At 73.9% G+C, this 18,937-nt stretch carries 12 protein-coding genes; 7 read left to right on the forward strand and 5 right to left on the reverse strand.

The features are described 5' to 3' along the window. From G5C65_RS12070 to G5C65_RS12085, 4 genes are all read left to right on the forward strand, one after another. Positions 1-2,597: FtsK/SpoIIIE domain-containing protein (locus G5C65_RS12070; protein ID WP_277608045.1), on the forward strand; the 2,597-nt coding region annotated here is incomplete at its 5' end. A gap of 291 nt (positions 2,598-2,888) precedes the next feature. Beyond that, complete coding sequence (locus G5C65_RS12075; protein ID WP_165298775.1) at positions 2,889-4,238, forward strand: ABC transporter substrate-binding protein; 1,350 nt, start codon at positions 2,889-2,891, stop codon at positions 4,236-4,238. A 138-nt stretch (positions 4,239-4,376) separates the two neighbouring features. Next, positions 4,377-5,759, forward strand: coding sequence for a carbohydrate ABC transporter permease (locus tag G5C65_RS12080; RefSeq protein WP_165298776.1), 1,383 nt, complete (start codon positions 4,377-4,379; stop codon positions 5,757-5,759). After that, positions 5,756-6,664, forward strand: a complete 909-nt coding sequence (locus tag G5C65_RS12085) for a carbohydrate ABC transporter permease (RefSeq protein ID WP_165298777.1) — start codon at positions 5,756-5,758, stop codon at positions 6,662-6,664. Before G5C65_RS12080 ends, G5C65_RS12085 begins: the two co-directional genes overlap by 4 nt. Positions 6,665-6,756: 92 nt before the next feature. Here the strand turns inward: G5C65_RS12085 and G5C65_RS12090 are convergent, their stop codons facing one another. Both G5C65_RS12090 and G5C65_RS12095 read right to left on the reverse strand, forming a co-directional pair. Beyond that, positions 6,757-7,719: a sensor histidine kinase gene (locus G5C65_RS12090; protein ID WP_165298778.1), complete on the reverse strand. Its 963-nt coding sequence runs from the start codon at positions 7,717-7,719 to the stop codon at positions 6,757-6,759. Further along, positions 7,716-8,606 (reverse strand): MEDS domain-containing protein, encoded by an 891-nt coding sequence (locus tag G5C65_RS12095; protein WP_165298779.1) that lies wholly within the window; start codon positions 8,604-8,606, stop codon positions 7,716-7,718. The genes G5C65_RS12090 and G5C65_RS12095 overlap by 4 nt, the downstream gene beginning before the upstream one ends. Before the next feature lie 121 nt (positions 8,607-8,727). Between G5C65_RS12095 and G5C65_RS12100 the strand changes: the two genes are divergently transcribed. The 3 genes from G5C65_RS12100 to G5C65_RS12110 all read left to right on the forward strand — a co-directional run bounded on the left by G5C65_RS12100 (position 8,728) and on the right by G5C65_RS12110 (position 15,913). Beyond that, positions 8,728-10,803 carry an ATP-binding protein gene (locus G5C65_RS12100; protein ID WP_165298780.1) on the forward strand — a complete coding sequence of 692 codons (2,076 nt, stop codon included), beginning with the start codon at positions 8,728-8,730 and terminating at the stop codon, positions 10,801-10,803. 581 nt (positions 10,804-11,384) lie between these two features. Next, entirely contained in the window at positions 11,385-13,727 is a 2,343-nt protein-coding gene (locus G5C65_RS12105; RefSeq protein ID WP_165298781.1) for a CDP-glycerol glycerophosphotransferase family protein, read from the forward strand. Beyond that, positions 13,676-15,913, forward strand: coding sequence for a bifunctional glycosyltransferase/CDP-glycerol:glycerophosphate glycerophosphotransferase (locus G5C65_RS12110; RefSeq protein WP_165298782.1), 2,238 nt, complete (start codon positions 13,676-13,678; stop codon positions 15,911-15,913). The genes G5C65_RS12105 and G5C65_RS12110 overlap by 52 nt, the downstream gene beginning before the upstream one ends. On the opposite strand, the gene G5C65_RS12115 is transcribed toward G5C65_RS12110, so the two are convergent. The 3 genes from G5C65_RS12115 to G5C65_RS12125 form a co-directional block, all read right to left on the reverse strand. Further along, entirely contained in the window at positions 15,898-16,992 is a 1,095-nt protein-coding gene (locus tag G5C65_RS12115) for a glycosyltransferase family 2 protein (protein ID WP_338146343.1), read from the reverse strand. The genes G5C65_RS12110 and G5C65_RS12115 overlap by 16 nt on opposite strands. After that, entirely contained in the window at positions 16,989-18,242 is a 1,254-nt protein-coding gene (locus tag G5C65_RS12120) for a nucleotide sugar dehydrogenase (protein WP_241265734.1), read from the reverse strand. Before G5C65_RS12120 ends, G5C65_RS12115 begins: the two co-directional genes overlap by 4 nt. Further along, positions 18,133-18,937: glycosyltransferase (locus tag G5C65_RS12125; protein ID WP_241265732.1), on the reverse strand; the 805-nt coding region annotated here is incomplete at its 5' end. The genes G5C65_RS12120 and G5C65_RS12125, both read right to left, overlap by 110 nt.

Consider the following 18,937-nt stretch of genomic DNA (forward strand, 5'->3'; position numbering starts at 1 on the left):
GGCTGTGGGAGCGCACCCCCTCCCACCCCGACGCGCTGACGGTGCGGCTCGGCAGCACCACTCGCGGCGGCGTCCACGGCGAGCAGCCCGTCACCGTCGATCTGCGGGAGGCGGGCGCGCTCGGGCTGGCGGGCCCGCGCGCCCGTCTGGCCGCGCTCACCCGGTCGGTGCTGGCCCAGCTCGCCGCCCTGCACGGGCCGAGCACGCTGGAGATGGTGCTGCTGTGCACCGACCGGGCGCGCGGCGCGGAGCTGCGCGCCGCGGAGTGGTCCTGGCTCGGCTGGCTCCCCCACCTCCGCCCCGCACACGGTCAGGACTGCACCCTCCTGGTGGCGTACGACAGGGAACAGGCGACTGCCCGTACGGCCGAGCTGCTGCGCCGCCTCGACTCCCGCGGTTCCCCGGCGCCGACGGGACGCCCCGGACGTACGGCGTCCGGCACGGCCGCCCCGGACGCCTCCGATGGCCCGGACCCGGGGGCCCCTGGCAGCTCGACTGGTAGCTCGACGGTGTCAAGGCCCACGGAGAGCCCGGACGTATCGGGAGCACCGAGCACACCAGCGGGCACAGGGACTCCGGAGGGCTCCGATAGCCCCGAAGCACCTCAAGCACCTCAAGCACCTCAAGCCACGGAGGCCCCAGGAGCCCCGGCCGCACCGAGTCCGGTCACCGTGGTGATCGTGGACGGGGACCCGGGCTCGGCCGCGCTGCGGGAGCGTGTGACCCGGCTCGCGCGCGAGGGCCCGGCGGCTGGGATCCATCTGCTCTGCCTCGCCGAGACACCGCCTGCCAGCCCGGCCTCCCCGGTGACGGCGACGATCGAGGCGGCGAACACCGCGTGTGCCGCGTTCCTGGAGTGCGGCACCCTCGCGCTGCTGAGCGGCGATGTCGCGACGGCGGTCCGGCTCGTCCACCGCACCGCACCGGCGGCGGCGCCCGCCGCCGGTCCCGCGGCCACCCTCGACGGGGTGTCCGCGGCGTGGGCCGAGCGCTTCGCGCGCGCCCTCGCGCCGCTCCGCGAGCCCGAGGGCGCGGCCGACGGAGCGGGCCCCAGGCCCGCCGTCACGCTGCCCAGGAGCTGTCGCCTGCTCGACGAGCTGGGGCTCGCGCGGGCGACTCCGGCAGCGCTGCTCGCCCGCTGGTCGGAACGGGGCGGCGAGGCGGCCGGGCGGGTCTCCGCGGTCTTCGGAGCGGGGCCGCACGGCACGCTGGAGGCCGATCTGGCGCAGTTGCGCGGCCACGTCCTGGTCAGCGGCGGTCCGGGCACGGGGAAGAGCGAGCTGCTGCACTCCCTCGCCGCCTCGCTGGCCGCCGGTGAGCGCCCGGACCGGCTGGCCCTGCTGCTCGTCGACGGCGCCGGAGCGGAAGCGGGCGACGGACTGCGCGCGTGCGCGGAGCTCCCCCATGTGACGGGCCATCTGACGGCGGGGGATCCGGTCCGCATGCGGGACTTCGCGCAGGCGCTCGCCGCCGAGCTGAAGCGCCGTGCCGAGCTGATCGGCGAGGAGCGTACGTACGAGGAGTACGCGCGCGTCACCTCGCGCCCCGGGGGCCGGGTGGTCTCCCCGCGCTCGTCGCCCGCCGAGGAGCGGGAGCGCGGCCGGGCCCAGGCCCGCGCGGGACGCCCTGCCGGGCAGCCGGTCCTCCAGACGGGCGGCGCGGCGGGCGGGTCCGCGGACGCGCCGAGCCCGCCGGACTCCGCCCAGGGGGCCGCCCCGGCGGCTCCGGCGCCACCGGCGCCACCGCCCCCCGCTCCGTCCGTACCGACCGCTCCAGCGGTTCCAGCGGCTCCGTCCGCACCGTCCGGCCGTTCCCAGGAGCCACGGCCGGCCGTGGGCGGCGCGTCCGATGTGACGGAGCCCGACACCACCCGCCGTACGCTCCGCCTCAGGCCGCAGCGGGAGCCACGGGACGCACAGGAGGCCGTGGACGCCGCCGAGGGGCCCGGGAGGGCCGGCGGGCCTGACGGGACTGGCGGGACCGAGGGTCCAGCCGATCGCTCCGGGAGCCCCGGGAGCTCCACGAGCCGCCCGTACGGGCTCGGGGGCGGCTCCGCGTCGCCCGCCGCGTCCGGCGCGGCGGGGCCGCTGACCCGGCTCGCCGTGCTCGTCGACGACTTCGACACGCTCGTCGACCCCGCGCTCGGCAACCCCGGCCGCCCAGCGGCCGGTTCCGTCGTGCGCGCTCTGGAGGCCATAGCCCGTGAGGGAGCCCGGCTCGGCGTCCATCTGATCGCCGCCACCGGTCGCGCGGACCGCACCTCCGGGACGGCCGTGTCCCGACTGGCCGCGCTGCACGCCGAGCTGACGGGGAGCGAAGCCCGCGAAGGGAGCGGCGGTCCGGACGGCCTGCCCGTCGGGCGGGGCACGCTCACCGCCGCCTCCGGCGGGTCCACCGGCTTCCAGGCGGGCCGGGTCACCGGCCGTATCCCGCGCACCGCGACGGTCCGGCCGACCGTCGTCCCGCTGGACTGGACACGCACCGGTGACCCGCCCGCGCGCCGCCCCGTCAAGGAGCTCGGCAACGGCCCCACCGACCTCGCGCTGCTCGCCAGCGCTCTGGGGCGCGCGGCCCAGCAGTCCGTCCGCCGCACCTGAGATCCGGAACGTGAGCCGGGCGTGGGCCGGACGTGCGCCGGACGTGCGCCGAACCGGGCTCGACCTGCCGTGCGGGGGAGGTCACGGAGTAGTGAAGAACAGGCTTTGAACGCTGAGTTGAGTATTGCGGAGTGCGGTGATCACGGCGTAGAACTCTCCGCACGGGAAGGACGGCAGCGTGGCCGCTCCGCAATCATCCGGGTGTCCGGCGTTCCATAACTGCGGGCATGCCGCGCGCTGACCTCCCATCCCACACATCCACAGGGGCACGGGGAAGGTACGGCGGAGACCATGCGTATCTCGCACGCTGCACGTACGGCATGCGCGCTCGGCGCGGCGGCCGTCCTCGCGGTCGCCACGGCGGGCTGTGCCGCCGACGACGAGGGAAGCGAGTGGGCCCGTTCCCACAAGCCGACAGTCGAGCTGCCGAAGTTGAACGGGCAGAAGCTGCAGGTGGCGGCGGTGTGGACCGGCGGCGAAGAGGACAACTTCCGCAAGGTTCTGGACGAGTTCGAGAAGCGAACGGGCGCCAGGGTGGAGTTCGTGCCCACCGGGGACAACGTGGCCACCTATGTGGGCTCCAAGGTGCAGGGCGGCTCGCCGCCGGACATCGTGATGCTGCCGCAGGTGGGCGTGCTCCGTCAGTTCGCCGAGAAGGGCTGGCTCAAACCGCTGGGGCCGCGGGCCCGCGCGGAGCTGAGGAAGAACTTCAGCAAGGGCTGGCGGGACCTCGGCAGCCATGACGGCACCCCGTACGGCGTCTACTACAAGGTCGCCAACAAGTCCCTGATCTGGTACAGCACCCAGGCGTTCCGGGACGCGGGGGTCGGCGAGGCGAAGACCTGGAAGCAGTTCCTGGACGACGCGCAGGCGCTCTCCGACTCCGGGGTGGACCCGGTGTCGGTCGGCGGGGCCGACGGCTGGGTGCTCACCGACTGGTTCGAGAACATCTACCTCTCCCAGGCGGGCCCCGAGAAGTACGACCAGCTCGCCGCGCACGAGATCACGTGGACGGACCCCTCGGTCGAGCGGGCGCTGACCACCCTCGGCGAGCTGTTCGGCCAGCGCCATCTGCTCGCGGGCGGCAACGGCGGCGCGCTGCGGACGGACTTCCCCAAGTCCGTCACCCAGATCTTCGGGCAGCTCTCGGATCCCGAGGCGGCGATGGTGTTCGAGGCGGACTTCGTCGGCGTCAACATCGAGGGGGACACCAAGGCCCGGATAGGCGTGGACGCGCAGGTCTATCCGTTCCCCAGGGTCGGGGACACGGCCCCGGTGGTGACGGCGGGCGACGCGGCGGCCATCCTCAAGGACGGCAAGGGCGCGCAGGCCCTCGCCACGTTCCTCGCCTCGCAGGACGCAGCGGGCATCTGGGCGGCCGAGGGCGGCTATGTGTCCCCGAACCGCAATCTCGACCTCGACGCCTACCCCAACGCGCCCCAGCGCGAGATCGCCAAGGCGCTGGTCGGCGCGGGCGACGAATTCCGCTTCGACATGTCCGACCAGGCGCCCGCCGCCTTCGGCGGCACCAAGGGCGAGGGCGAGTGGAAGGCGCTGCAGGACTTCCTGAAGAACCCCTCCGACGTCCGGGGCGCCCAGCGCGCGCTGGAGCGGGCAGCGACCAAGGCGTACGGGAAGTGAGCGCGCCGGCGGCACGGCTCCGCACCGCTGCATCCCACCCGCACCGGCACCAACACCAGCGCCGACGACCGCAGCAGTCCAGGCATTCGGCTCACTCCGCCGGACAGGCACCGGCTTAGGACAGGGGAGACCACCGCCATGCCGACCCCAACGACGACCCCGCCCCCGACGGGCGGGGAGCCCGGCCAGACGCCCGCCCCCGGCCAGGAGAAGGCCGCGGCCGCCAAGCGCGGCTCCGCGCTGCGCAGCCGACCCTGGCTGGCCGCGCTCTTCCTGCTGCCTGCCCTGGTGCTGCTGGGTGCCCTGATCGTGTACCCCATCGGCTACTCGCTGGTGCGTGCCTTCCTGGACCAGGACGGCAGCGGGTTCGCCGGGTTCGACAACTTCAACGAGGTCTTCACCGACGACACCACGCTGACCGCGTTCCGCAACAACCTCATCTGGGTGATCGTGGCACCCGCCGTCTGCACGGCGCTGGGCCTGATCTTCGCGGTGCTGACCGAGCGGGTGCGGTGGGGCACGGCGTTCAAGCTGCTGGTGTTCATGCCCATGGCGATCTCGATGCTCGCAGCCGGCATCATCTTCCGGCTCGTCTACGAGCAGGATCCGGACCGGGGTGTCGCCAACGCCATGTGGACGACCGTGCACGACACCTTCGTGGACACGGCTCCCTGGCCCGAGGCGCGCCCGCGCCCCGACGCGCCGCTGCGCGCGTCCGGCGACGGCTCGTACACCACCCGCGGGACCGTCTCTGCCGCCGATCCGGCGAGCATCCCGCTGGTCGGCATCCCGCCGCGGGAGACGGCGGACGCCCTTCCCGCCGAGCGGGCCGCGCCCGGAGGGAAGGGCGAGATCACCGGCACCGTTTGGCAGGACTTCGTCAAGGGCGGGCGCAGCGAGCACGGCGTCATCGACCAGAACGAGAAGGCCCTCAAGGGCATCGAGGTGGAGGCGGTCAGGGACGGTCGCACGGTCGCCACCGCCAAGACCGGCGCGGACGGCACCTTCACGCTCCCCGCCAAGGCCGAGGGCGCCCATCTGCGGCTCCCCGGCTCGAACTTCGAGGCTCCCTACGGCGGGGTCGACTGGCTCGGCCCGACTCTCGTCACCCCCGCCATCATCGGCAGCTATGTGTGGATGTGGGCCGGGTTCGCGATGGTGCTGATCGCCGCCGGCCTGGCGGGCGTGCCACGCGAGCTGCTGGAGCAGGCGCGGGTGGACGGCGCCGGCGAATGGACGGTGTTCCGCAGAATCACGGTGCCGCTGCTGGCGCCCGTCCTCGCGGTCGTCACCGTCACCCTGATGATCAACGTCCTCAAGATCTTCGACCTTGTCTACATCATCTCGCCCGGCGCCACCCAGAAGGACGCCAACGTCCTGGCGCTCCAGCTGTATCTGGAGTCCTTCGGCGGCGGGGCCAACCAGGGCGTGGGCAGCGCCATCGCGGTCATCCTGCTGCTGCTCGTGGTCCCGGTCATGGTCGTCAACATCCGCCGGCTGCGGAGGGAGTCCCGCCGATGACCACGCTTCCCGACGTCGTACGCGGCAAGCGGTCGCCTGCCGCACGGCTGGCCTCCGTGACGGGGCACTGGGCCGTACGGTTCGCGCTCATCGTCATCGCGCTGCTGTGGCTGACGCCGACCGCCGGTCTGCTCAGCTCCTCGCTGCGGGACCCGGCCGACATCTCGATCTCCGGCTGGTGGAAGGTCTTCGACCTGAACGGCAGCTTCCCCTGGATCCTGGACCCGGACCAGTTCACCTGGTCCAACTACGACGCGCTGTTCCAGAACGAGCAGGTGATGGACTCCCTGCTCACCACCGTCCTGATCACGGTTCCGGCGACCGCGCTCGTCGTCTTCGTCGGCGCGCTGGCGGGCTACGCCTTCGCGTGGATGGACTTCCCCGGCCGCGACTGGTGGTTCCTGGCGGTCGTGGGGCTGCTGGTGGTGCCCATCCAGGTGGCGCTGATCCCGGTCGCCAAGCTCTTCGGCTGGCTGGGCATCTTCGAGACGACGACCGGCGTGATCCTCTTCCACGCGGCGTTCGGACTGCCGTTCGCCATCTTCCTGCTGCGGAACTTCTTCGCGGAGATCCCGCGCGAGCTGCTGGAGGCCGCGCGGCTGGACGGCGCGGGAGAGCTGCGGCTCTTCCTCCGCGTCGTCCTCCCGCTGGGCGGACCGGCCGTCGCCTCGCTGGGCATCTTCCAGTTCCTGTGGGTGTGGAACGACATGCTGGTGGCCCTGATCTTCGCGGACTCCACCAATCCGCCGGTCACGGTCGCGCTCCAGCAGCAGGTCCGCCAGTTCGGCAACAACATCGACGTCCTGGCGCCCGGCGCGTTCATCTCGATGGTGATCCCGCTGGCGGTCTTCTTCGCGTTCCAGAAGCAGTTCGTCTCGGGGGTGATGGCGGGCGCGGTGAAGTGAGCCCGGTGCCGGGGAGCCCAGGACCGCCGGGGAGCCCAGGACCGCCGGAGAACCCAGGACCGCCGGGGGGCAGGCCCCGAGGGGCTGCCTCGTCACCGGCTGAAGCGCATGCGGAGCACCGAGCCGTCGGCCCGCATCCGCTCCGTCACCAGATCGCTCAGCTGGCGTACCACCCACAGCCCGTGGCCGCCCGACCCGCGCGGCTCGGGCGGCAGATGGCCCGGGAACGACGGAGGGTCGCCGGCCGCCGACCGCGCGCGCCCGGTGTCGGAGACCTCGCAGACCACATAGCCCGGCTCGCACCACAGCCGCAGCAGCCCCTCCCCGCCGCCGAAGCGGACGGCGTTCAGCGCGGCCTCGTGCACCGCGGCGACCAGGTCGTGCGCCCGCTCCTGGGGCAGCCCGCAGCGGCGGGCGTAGCCGGCCGCCGCGGACCGCACGGCCGCGGAGCGCCCGCGGCCGAAGCGCAACTCGCGCTCGGGCCGCACCCGCTCCGGCGGCCCCAGCGCCTCGTCGCACTCGGCGTAGAAGGCGTCCGGCGGCGCGTATCCGCCGCTGGGCACCCAGCCGCGGGGGCCGCGGGCGAGTTCGGGGTGGGTGCGTGCGGCCGTGCGGACCACGGCGGCGGGGAGGACCCGGGTGTCGTACGGGCACAGGATCCAGTGCCCGCTGTCCGCGAAGGCCACGTTGAGCAGCGACTCGTAGCGCATCCACTCCCGCGTCTCGAACGCCGTGCGCCCCGTCCACAGCGGCTCGCCGATCACCCGCACGCGCCGCGCGCCGCCGTCCTCGTGCCGCGTGCAGTACGCGTGGTACTGCCCCAGGGTGCGGGCCGGAAAGCCGTACCACTCCTTGGCGTCGACGAACTCCACGGCGTCCGCGTCCGCTTCGCCCCGCAGGGCGTCCCGCAGCAGCGCGATGTTGCGGGTCTGCACGACGGACAGCACGGCGTCCCCCGCGGCCAGCCCGTCCCGTACGAAGGCCAGCGTGCCGTCCAGGAACTCCTCGTCCGAGGCGTAGCACAGCGCCTGGTGGACGAAGCCGGTGCGGCTCATGCTCCCTGCCCCCTCTCCAGATCGAGGCCGGGGACGCGGTCCCAGCCCGTGACGCGCATGACGCGGCGCACGTGGGAGGCCGTACCGTCGAGCACCAGGCCGCCGCCGGACGCGTACAGCCCCAGCGCCGTGAAGACCAGCATCCGCAGCGCGCACACGTCGATGAAGGTGAGTCCGCGCAGATCGAGCCGGGTGCGGTGGGTGCGCTGCGCCCTGCGCGCAGCGCGGGCGTTCTCCGCGCGCAGCGCCCGGGCCACCGCCGTCACGTTGCTGTCGTCGACCTCGCCGGCGAGCGCCAGCCCCGGTGGTTCGAACGTGCGGGTGATGCTGAGCAGTTCGTCCTGCCAGACGTGGTCGACGACGGCCCGTCCGTGGTGCAGTAAGTCGAACGGGGCGAGGTCCCGCTCGTCGAACACCCGGCGGTCGTACTGGCAGATGCCGAGCACCGGCAGAGTCTGGAACACGGGGTCGAGCAGGATCTCGCTGTCGTGCAGCGTCTTGAGCGCGGAGCTGGCGTGTGCATGCAGCGCCTCCATGCAGAATCGCAGCCCCAGAAAGCCGTCGGCGACGGCGCGCCGCACCTCCTCGCGCACCAGGCCGTCCAGCCCGGACAGGCCCTCCTCGGTGCTCGCACGGACCATGACGGCCAGTCGCCCGGCGGCCAGCTCGGCCTCCGCGTCCACCCCCTGGCGCTGGAGGAAGCCCAATACCACGTCCGGCGGGGCCTCCACGGGTGTCAGCACCAGACCGCGGTGCCCGCAGGCCAGCCCGTCCGCCAGAAAGGCGGCGAGCACGGCCTCGCGCTCCTCGTCCGTGTCGTATCCCAGCAGGAGGTGGTCACCTGTCCGCATCCGCCCTACGACGCACTCCGCAGAAGGAGTGGCCATCCGCACACCGCCTCCCCGTCATATAACCACTCAGTGTGCCTGGATGATTACACGTTACGCCTACGGCCACCACCGCAGAACCCACTAGGCTTCCTTCAGCGGGACAGAGCGAGGGAGGCCCATGTCGGCGTCAGTGCACGATGGCCGAATCGGCAATCTGCCCGCCGAGACCGATGCGTTCGTAGGCCGCCGCGAGGAACTCACCCGGATGGATGAGCTGTTGGGCGTGGCCCGGCTCGTCACCCTCACGGGGCCCGGCGGCGTGGGCAAGTCCCGGCTCGCGCTGCACGCCGCCGCCCTGGCCAAGCCCCGCTTCCCCGGCGGGGTGTGGCTGGTCGAGCTGTCGCCGCTCACCGACCCCGCGCTCGTCGTCAACTCGGTGGCCCAGACGCTGCGGCTGGCGGAGCAGACCGTGGTGCCCGCGACGGAGGCGCTCGCGGAGCAGCTGCGCGGTGCGCGCGTACTGATCGTGCTGGACACCTGTGAGCATCTGCTGGACGCGTGCGCCCCGCTGGCGACCGAGCTCCTGGAGGCCGTTCCGGAGCTGACGGTCATGGCCACCAGCCGGCAGCCCCTGGGGGCGCCCGGGGAGCATGTGCTCGTGCTGGACCCGCTGCCGGTCGGTCCCGAGGAGGACGCGGTGGCGCTGTTCGCCGCGCGGGCCGCCGCCGCGGTGCCGTCGTTCCGGCTCACCGAGGAGAACCGGGCCGACGTGACGGCCGTCTGCGCGCACCTCGACGGCATTCCGCTGGCGCTCGAACTGGCCGCCATCCGGCTGCGCGGCATCCCGCTGCCCCGGCTGCTGGAGCGGCTGGACTGCCGCTTCGACCTGCTCACCGGGCACGCCGCGGCCCGCCAGGCGCGCCACCGGACGCTGCGTACGGCGATCGGCTGGAGCCACGAGCTGTGCACCCCGCTGGAGCGGCTGCTGTGGGCCCGGCTGTCGGTGTTCGCGGACGGCTGGGACGTGGAGGCGGCCGAGTTCGTCTGCCACGGCGGTCCGCTGGCCGCGGAGCGGATCCTGGAGGTGCTCGCCTGGCTCGCCGAGAAGTCGATCGTGCAGCAGGTGGACACGGCGGGCGGGGTCCGCTTCCGGATGCTCGACACGCTCCGGGAGTTCGGCGCCCAGTGGCTGGCCGAGCTCGGCGAGGCGGACGAGACCTGCCGACGCCACCGCGACTACTACCGCTGGCTCGCCCGGCAGGGCGAGGCCGAGTGGCTCGGCCCCGGGCAGCGGACCTGGGCCGAGCGGATGACCACGGAGCACGCCAACCTCCGGCTCGCCCTGGAGGCGTGCCTGTCCGCGCCCGACCCCGGACTGGCGGTCGAGCTGGCCGGCACGCTGTGGTTCTTCTGGTTCGGCTGCGGACGCGCCGACGAGGGGCGCGCCTTTCTGGAGCGCGCCATGCGCCGCGCCCCCTCCGCCCCCGCGCCGGGCGGCGGCCCCGCGTGGGCCCGTGCCCACTGGGTGCGGCATCTGCTCACCCTCACCTCCGAGGACCTGGACGCCGCCGAGGAGGTCACCGCCGCGTACGCGCGCCTGACCGCGGCGCGCGGCGTGCCCGCGCCGGCGGCGGTGCTGCCGCTGACCGGAGCGAGCCTCGCCGTCCGCGGGGAGTCCGCGCGCTCGGCGGTCCTGGCGCCCGGCGGCGAGGGGCAGGCGGGCGGCGGCCCTGGCGCGGACTTCCTGCCGCTGCTCACGCTGGCCGTGGAGGCGTACCTGCTCACCAGCCAGGCCGCGTTCACCCGGGCGGCCCGGGTCGCGGAGCGGCTGCGCACGGCGTGCGAGCGGCGCGGTGAGCTGTGGATGCGGGCCTGGGGGGACTACTTCCTGGCGCTGGCCGCGCTCGGGCACGGCGACGTCCCCACCGCCTCGGCCCACGCCCGTGCGGCGCTGGCGGCCAAGTGGCGGGTGCACGACGCGCTGGGGACTGCCGCGACCCTGGAGCTCGCCGTCGCCACGGAGGCGGCCGCCAGGCGCCCCGAGCGGGCGGCACAGCTGCTGGGGGCGGTCACGACGCTCTGGCACACGGCCGGGCTGCCGCGGCTGGGACAGTCCGCCCACTCCTACTTCCCGGAGGCGTACGAGCGGAGGCTGCGGGACGTGCTGGGCAACCCGCTCTTCGACCGCTGCGCGGAGCACGGGCGGCAGCTCCCCGCCGAGGACGCGGTGAGCCTGGCGCTGACGGCCCCCTAGTGCCGTGGCCGGAAAGGTTTGCCGTCTCGCGTCTCCCCCAAGCTCTCGGCTCCGCTCGAACTGGGGGTGCCCCCAGGTGCAGGGGGCACCTCCCAGCGGTAGCTGGGGGAGCATCGCAAGGCGCCGGATCGCGGCTCGTACGGGGCGTACTCGCGTGATCCGGCAACGCCGCGATGGGGGTCCCCCCTGCTCGAGCGGAGCCGAGAGCTTGGGGGAGACGCGAGGCGGTGAACCTTTCCGGTCACGGCACTAGCAGCGTGCGGCAGTGAGCGGCCCGTGCCCCCACAGCGGGGGCGGTGCCCGGGGTGCGGCCACCGCTCCCGCTGTGGGACGACCGCACAGCCACACCCGAGCACTACCCCGCCAGAAAGTACGACATTCACACCTTCACCCTTTTCGGCCAACCAGGGGTCCGACACGCCGTAGCCCCGAATCGCCGGACGCGCACGGCGCGGCAGGGCCGCACGGAGCCACCCGGTCCCCCATGGGGCCAATTTCCCGGCACACCCCGACCGGCACGGTCCCACCCGGGCATTAATACGACATTTAGTTCGGACAGCCCAACAGTGACTGGACTCGCCGTGCCCCGATTCAGCGTGATCGTCCCCGTCCACAAGGTGCAGGCGTATCTGCACGAGTGCCTGGACTCCGTCCTCACCCAGCCCTTCACCGACTACGAGCTGATCGCCGTCGACGACCGCTCCCCGGACGGGTGCGGCGAGATCCTGGACGCCTACGCCGCCGCCGACTCCCGCGTCACCGTGCTGCACCTGCCGGAGAACGTCGGCCTGGGCCCCGCACGCAACCGGGGCACCGCCTGCGCCACCGGCGACTATCTCCTCTACCTCGACAGCGACGACACCCTCGCTCCCGGGGCGCTGCGGGCGCTCGCCGACCGGCTGGACGCCACGGGCGACCCCGACGTCCTCGTCTACGACTACGCGCGCGCCTACTGGGATGGCGCCGTGTGCCGCAACGCGCGCGCCGATCTGGTGGCGCACCGGGCGGACGGCGCGGGGGAAGTCTTCCAGCTCGCCGAGCGGCCCGAACTGCTGCGCCTGCTGGCCGTCGCCTGGAACAAGGTCTACCGCCGCGACTTCGTCGCACGCCAGCGGCTCGCCTTCCCGCCCGGCTACTACGAGGACACGCCCTGGACGTTCCCCGCGCTGATGACGGCGGAGCGGATCGCCACGCTCGACCGGGTGTGCGTCCTCTACCGGCAGCGCCGCAGGGGCAACATCCTGTCCACCACCAGCCGCAGGCACTTCGATGTGTTCGCCCAGTACGACCGGCTGTTCGCGTTCCTCGACGCGCGCCCCGGACTGGAGCGCTGGCGGCCGGTGCTGTACCGCAGAATGGCCGACCACTTCGCGGTCATCCACAACAGCCCGGAACGGCTGCCCCGCGCCGCCCGCGCGGAGTTCTTCCGGCGCAGCCGCGCGCACTGCCGCCGCTACCGCGCGGCACCCGCGGCCACCTGCCCGCCGCAGCCCGCACGGCTGCGGCTGCGCCGGCTGCTCGTACGGCTGGGCAGCCACCGCACGTTCCGGCTGCTGTCCCGCGCCAGCGAGCTGCGCCGGTTCCTGCGGGACCGGGCCCGCGCCGGGCACACGCTCGCCCGGAAGGCGGCACTGCGCGCCCACTACGCAGTGCAGCGGCGCCGCCCGCTGGACGACGGGCTGGCGGTCTTCTCCGCCTACTGGAACCGGGGGTACGCGTGCAATCCGGCCGCCATCGAGGCGAAGGCCCGCGAGCTGGCGCCGCACATCCGCACCGCCTGGATCACCACCCCCGAGCACGCCCACACGCTGCCGCCCGGGGTGCGCAGGCTGCACCCCGGCTCGGCCGCCTGCTGGACGGCGCTCGCCCGCGCCCGCTATCTGGTGAGCAACACCAACCTCACCCACGGATACGTCAAGCGCGCCGGCCAGCTGCATCTGCAGACCCACCACGGCACCCCGCTGAAGACCATGGGGCTCGACCTGCACCCGTACCCCGCGGGCGCGGACGGAATGGACTTCGGGAAGCTGCTGGAGCGCGCGGACCGCTGGGACTACAGCCTGTCGGCCAACCCGCACTCCACCCACGTGTGGGAGCGCGCCTACCCGGCGGCGTACACCACGCTGGAGTTCGGCTATCCGCGCAACGACGTCTTCCACCGCGCCACCGCGCACGACGTCGCCCGCGCGCGCGAGCGGCTGGGCGTCCCCGAGGGCGTCACGGCCGTGCTGTACGCGCCCACGCACCGCGACTACCGGCGGGGCTGGCGCCCGCTGCTGGACCTCGACCGGGTCGCCCGCCATCTGGGCCCCGGCTTCCTGCTGCTCGTGCGCCCGCACTACTTCTACGACGGCGCGTCCCACCACGGCGAACCGGAGGCCGCGCTGCCCGGCGGCGTGCTGGACGCGTCCCGGCACCCGAGCGTCGAGGAGCTGTGCCTGGCGGCCGACGCGCTGGTGACGGACTACTCCTCGCTGATGTTCGACTACGCCAACCTGGACCGCCCACTCGTCCTGCACGCCCCGGACTGGGAGACGTACCGGGCGGCGCGCGGCACGTACTTCGACATCACCGCCACCCCGCCGGGCCCCGTCGCACGCACCGACGACGAACTGATCGACCTGTTCGCCACCGGGGCCTACGCGGGGCCCCGCTCCCGCGAGCTGCGCGCCGTCTTCCGCGAGCGGTTCTGCCCGTACGACGACGGGCGGGCCGCCGAGCGCGTCGTGCGCCACCTCTTGCTCGGCGAGCACCGCACCGCCCTCCCGCCCGCCGTGCCGCCCGGCGAGCGGCACCCGGCCCCGGCACCCGCACCGTCCGTACGCGCCGTCCGTGAGGAACGCGCCGCGCGCACCCAGGGAGAGGAGTGGCCATGCCCCGCTTCAGCGTCGTCGTCCCCGCCTATCGGGTCCAGGGCTATCTGAGGGAGTGCCTGGACTCGGTGCTCACCCAGTCGTTCCGCGACATCGAGGTGATCGCCGTCGACGACTGCTCGCCGGACGGCAGCGGGCTGATCCTCGACGAGTACGCCTCCCGCGACCCGCGCGTACAGGTGCTGCACCTGCCGCGGAACAGCGGACTGGGCCGGGCCCGCAACACCGGCGTCCAGCACGCCACGGGCGACTATCTGCTCTTCCTGGACAGCGACGACAGCTATCTGCCCGGCGCGCTCGCCGCGATCGACCGGCGGCTGACCGCCTGCGGCGACCCTGACCTGCTGGTCTTCGACCACGAGCGCGCCCACTGGTGGGGCGAGCGGCGGCCCAGCGTGTTCGGCGAACAGCTGGCCGCCCCGGGCACCCGGACGTACACCGTCGCCGAGCGCCCCGAGCTGCTCACCCTGTTCCACGTCGCCTGGAACAAGGCGTACCGCCGCTCCTTCTACCAGCGCGAGGGGTTCGCCTTCGCGCCCGGCCTGTACGAGGACGCGCCGCTCACCAACCAGGCGATGGTCTGCGCCCGTTCGATCGGCTGCCTGCCCCGGGTGTGCGTCTCCTACCGCCAGCGCTATCAGGGGGCCATCACCGGCTCACCTGGACGGCGGCACTTCGGCATCTTCCGGCAGTACGCCTCGCTCTTCGCCTTCCTGGACGCACGGGCGGACCTGGAGGCGCACCGCCCGCTGCTGTTCGAGCGGATGGTGTCGCACTACCTGTTCTGCCTGCGCCGCGGCGAGCGGGTACGCCCGGCGGACCGGCGCGCGTACTTCCGGCTCGCCGCCCGCGACTACCGCGAGCGCCTGCCGCCCGGCTTCCGTCCGCCGTGCGGCGCCGCGCGCGACTTCCGGCTGCTGGCCCGGAACTCCTACGCGCTGTTCGCCGCGCGGGAGCGGGCGCGGCGCGCGGCGGGCCGGGCCCGCCGCGCGGCCCTGCGGCTGCGCGGAGCGCTGCGGGCGCTCGGCTGCAGGGCGTACTACGCGCTGCAGCGCCGGCTGCCACTCGACCCCGGCCTCGCCGTCTACACCGCCTACTGGCACCGGGGCGTCGCCTGCAACCCGGCGGCCGTCCACGCCAAGGCCCGCGAGCTGGCCCCGCGCCTGAAGGGCGTGTGGATCGTGCGCACCGACGCCGCCGGCGCCGTGCCGCCCGGCACGGACCACGTACCGCCCGGTTCGCTGCGCTACTGGCGGCTGCTGGCGCGCGCCACGTACTTCGTCAACAACGTCAACTTCCCGGACCACCTGGTCAAGCGCCCCGGTCAGCGGCACGTGATGACGCACCACGGCACTCCGCTGAAGTCCATGGGACTCGACCAGCGGCCCTACCCGGCCGCGGCGCGGCGCACGGACTTCCCCCTGCTGCTGCGCCGCGCAGACCGCTGGGACGTCAGCGTGACCTCCAACCCGCACTCGGCGGAGGTCTGGGACCGCGCCTTCCCCTGCTCCTACGAGGACCTCCAGGCGGGCTATCCGCGCAACGACCGCCTCGCGACCGCCACCGGGGCCGAGTGCGCGGCCGTCCGCGCCCGGCTGGGCGTCCCCGAGGGCCGCACCGTGCTGCTGTACGCGCCGACCATGCGGGACTACCGCGAGGGGTTCGTGCCGCGCCTGGACCTTGAGCGGCTCTGTGCGGGCCTGGGAGACGGCTACGCGGTCCTGGTGCGCACCCACTACTTCTACGGCCCCGACGCGGCCCTCTGCGACCTTCACGAGCGCGGTCTGCTCCGGGACGTGTCCCGGCATCCGTCGGTGGAGGACCTGTGCCTGGCGGCCGACGCACTGGTGACGGACTACTCCTCGCTGATGTTCGACTACGCCGTCCTGGACCGCCCGCTGGTCATCCACGCCCCCGACTGGGAGACCTACCGCGACAGCCGCGGCGTCTACTTCGACCTGCTCTCCGGCCGGCCGGGCGAGACCCCGGGCGCCACGGCCCGCACGGCGGAGGAGCTGATCGAGGTGTTCCGCTCCGGCGCGTGGCGCGGCCCCGAGGCGACACGGCTGCGGGCCGCCTTCCGCGCGCGGTTCTGCCCGTACGACGACGGGCGGGCCGCCGAGCGCGTCGTACGCCGCGTCCTGCTCGGCGAGGACCCCTCGGCCCTGCCGCCCCCGGCGCCGGGCCGCCCCGCAAGCGCGCCCGCCGCCGTGGACAGCCGTCAGCCGACCAGCTGACGGCCCGCCCTGCGCACGTGCCGCACGGGGGTGAGCAGCCAGCGGACGAGCGGAGAGCCCCGCAGCGGGGATCCGCCGGACCGGGCCGGCCGGGCCCCGGTACGGCGTCCCGGGCCGCGCTGGGCCTCCGCGCACAGCGCCTCGGCCGCGCCGCGTCCCGCCAGCTCCAGGATGCGGCGCTGGGGGGCGTCGAGCGTCTCCAGCACGCCGTCGCCGTGGGCGCCGACCAGCTCGGCGACGCCCGTGACGATCCGCTCGCGCACCCGGGGGTCCAGCGCGGGGAAGTCGGGGCCGAACAGCTGGCACAGCTCCACGTGGAAGTGCCGGCGGTGGAAGCCGGTGCGCACCGGGCCCGGTTCGAGGAAGCGGCACGTTGTCGCGAACAGCTTCGCCGCGCACCGCAGCCGCAGCTCGGGGCCGGCGCGGAAGGTGATGTTGCCGGAGTCCGCACGGCGCACCGCGAAGTAGTGCTCCTGGTCGGCCAGGACGGAGATCCGGCGGGCCCGGAAGCACAGTTCCATGACAAACGGCTGGTCGCTGAACGCGGGCATCTCCTCGTCGTACCGCACTCCGTGCCGCTCGATGAGCGACCGCCGGAACAGCTTGGTGTTGGACAGCGCCCAGGGCAGCCCGTCGCCCACGAGGCGGATGGAGGGCGCGGTCCGGGCGAAGACATGCGTGGGCACGGTGCGCTCGCCCACGGCGGCCATCTTGCACAGCAGCACGTCGGAGCCGCAGGCGTCGGCCATGTCGACCATCCGCTCCAGCGCCTCGTGCGCCAGGTGGTCATCGGCCCCGAGGAAGAAGACGTAGCGGCCGGTGGCCAGCTCCAGCCCCCGGTTGCTGGGCGCCGCGGGGCCGCCGGAGTTGGGCTGCCGCACCACGGTGAACAGGCCGGGGTGCCGGGCGGCGAACCGCTCGATCTCCGCCGTCCCGCCGTCCGTCGAACCGTCGTCGACGACCACGACCTCCATCCTGTGCGCCCCGATGGTCTGCGCGGTGAGCGAGGCCAGGCAGCGGGTGAGGTACGGCATGGTGTTGTAGACGGCGACGACGACGGTGACGTCGGGGGTGCTCACCGCGCGCCGCCGAGGACCACGCGGCGCACTCCGGGCCACAGCGCCGGATCGGTGGCCCGCCGCCCGTCCACCAGCACCCGCACATGCGGCAGCTCGGCGGTGCCCAGCGAGCGGTACTCCTGGTGGTCGGCCTGCAGCACGGCGGCCGTGACGGGCTGGCCCGCGTGCGGGGTCAGCCCGAGCGCGGACAGCTCTTCGGGCTCGTACATCGGGTCCGCCACATAGGCGTGCGCACCGCGCGCCCGCAGGGCCTCGACGGTGGGGAAGACGCCGGAGAACGCGGTCTCCTTCACGCCGCCCCGGTACGCGGCGCCCAGCACCAGCACCTCGGCGCCGGTCAGGTCGCCGTAGGCGTCCGCGAGCGCGCCGACCGCGTAGCCCGGCATCCCGGTGTTGGCCTCCCGCGCGGCGCGCACGACGGTGGCCTCCGGGTCGTTCCACAGGTACATCCGCGGATAGACGGGGATGCAGTGGCCGCCGACGGCGATGCCGGGGCGGTGGATATGGCTGTACGGCTGGGTGTTGCACGCCTCGATGACGGCCTCGGCGTCGATCCCGGTGCGGTCCGCGAAGCGCGCGAACTGGTTGGCGAGCGCGATGTTCACATCGCGGTAGGTCGTCTCCGCGAGCTTGGCCAGCTCGGCGGCCTCCGCCGAGCCCAGGTCCCACACGCCGTTCGGACGGGGCAGGTCGTCGCGCGGGTCGAAGTCGAGCACGGACTCGTAGAACCGCACCCCCTCGGCGGCGGAGCGCGGCCCGAGGCCGCCGACGAGCTTCGGGTAGCGTCGCAGGTCGGCGAAGACCCTGCCGGTCAGCACCCGTTCGGGGCTGAAGACGAGCGGGAAGTCACGCTCCGCCGAGAGCCCCGAGCCCTCCTCCAGCAGCGGCGCCCAGCGCTCCCGCGTGGTGCCGACCGGGAGCGTCGTCTCGTAGCTGACCAGGGTGCCGGGGCGCAGTCCGGCGGCGACCGCCCGCGTCGCGTCGTCCATCCAGCCGAAGTCGGGCGCCCCCGTTGCGTCCACGAAGACCGGGACGACGAGCACCACCGCCTCGGCCTGCGCGACGGCCGCCGCGGTGTCGGTGGTGGCGGTCAGCCGCCCGCCCGCCACGGCCTCCTTGAGGCGTACGGCCAGCCCCTGCTCACCGGGGAAGGGCTCCGTCCCGTCGTTGACCATCCGCACCACGCGCGGGTTGACGTCGGCGCCCGTCACGTGGTGCCCCTTGGCCGCGAACTGGACGGCCAGCGGCAACCCGATCTTCCCGAGCGCCACCACACAGATCCGCATTCTGGTCTTCCTCTCGGAAACGTTCCGACTTGACGTTCAGGAGCCGGTCGTAGAGGCGGTCGAGCTTCTCCGCCTGCGCCTCCCAGGTCCACTCCTCCAGCAGGCCCGGCGTGTCATAGGCGGCGCGGTAGCGGCCCGGGTCGGCGAGCACGGCGCGGAAGGCCCGCGCGCAGTCCTCCGGGTCCCCGGCCCGGAAGACCTCGCCCTGCCCGGTCTCGCGCACGGTGCGCGCCATCGTCCGCACATCGCTGACCACCAGGGGCAGCCGGGCCTGGGAGTACTCGAAGAACTTGTTGCTGAGCGCGATCTCGTGGTTCGGCAGGTGGTTCAGCGGGCTGACGGCGGCGTCGGCGGCCCGGACGAAGTCGACCACCTGCCAGTAGGGCACATACGGCAGCACGTGGACGCGCTCGTCGATCCCGGTGTGCGCGACGATCTGGCGCGCCGCGGGGGTGAGGCCCGTGCGGGGGTGTTCCGAGACCAGGGCCAGGTGCACGCCGGGCAGCTCGCGCAGCGCCTCGATGACCGTGTCCACTCCACGTGCCGGGGAGATGCCGCCCAGGTAGACGACCAGCGGGGTGTCCGGTCCGATGCCGCACAGCGCGCGCAGGTCGGGCACCGGCAGGGGCTCCCCCGCGGCGTCTCCGCGCCCCCCGTCG

The sequence above is a fragment of the Streptomyces boncukensis genome (assembly GCF_011045075.1).
Lineage (GTDB): Bacteria > Actinomycetota > Actinomycetes > Streptomycetales > Streptomycetaceae > Streptomyces > Streptomyces boncukensis.

Coding starts and splice junctions, on each gene's coding strand:
- G5C65_RS12075 (WP_165298775.1), top strand. CDS start 2,889: ATGCGTATCTCGCACGCTGCACGTACGGCATGCGCGCTCGGCGCGGCG.
- G5C65_RS12080 (WP_165298776.1), top strand. CDS start 4,377: ATGCCGACCCCAACGACGACCCCGCCCCCGACGGGCGGGGAGCCCGGC.
- G5C65_RS12085 (WP_165298777.1), top strand. CDS start 5,756: ATGACCACGCTTCCCGACGTCGTACGCGGCAAGCGGTCGCCTGCCGCA.
- G5C65_RS12090 (WP_165298778.1), bottom strand. CDS start 7,719: ATGAGCCGCACCGGCTTCGTCCACCAGGCGCTGTGCTACGCCTCGGAC.
- G5C65_RS12095 (WP_165298779.1), bottom strand. CDS start 8,606: ATGGCCACTCCTTCTGCGGAGTGCGTCGTAGGGCGGATGCGGACAGGT.
- G5C65_RS12100 (WP_165298780.1), top strand. CDS start 8,728: ATGTCGGCGTCAGTGCACGATGGCCGAATCGGCAATCTGCCCGCCGAG.
- G5C65_RS12110 (WP_165298782.1), top strand. CDS start 13,676: ATGCCCCGCTTCAGCGTCGTCGTCCCCGCCTATCGGGTCCAGGGCTAT.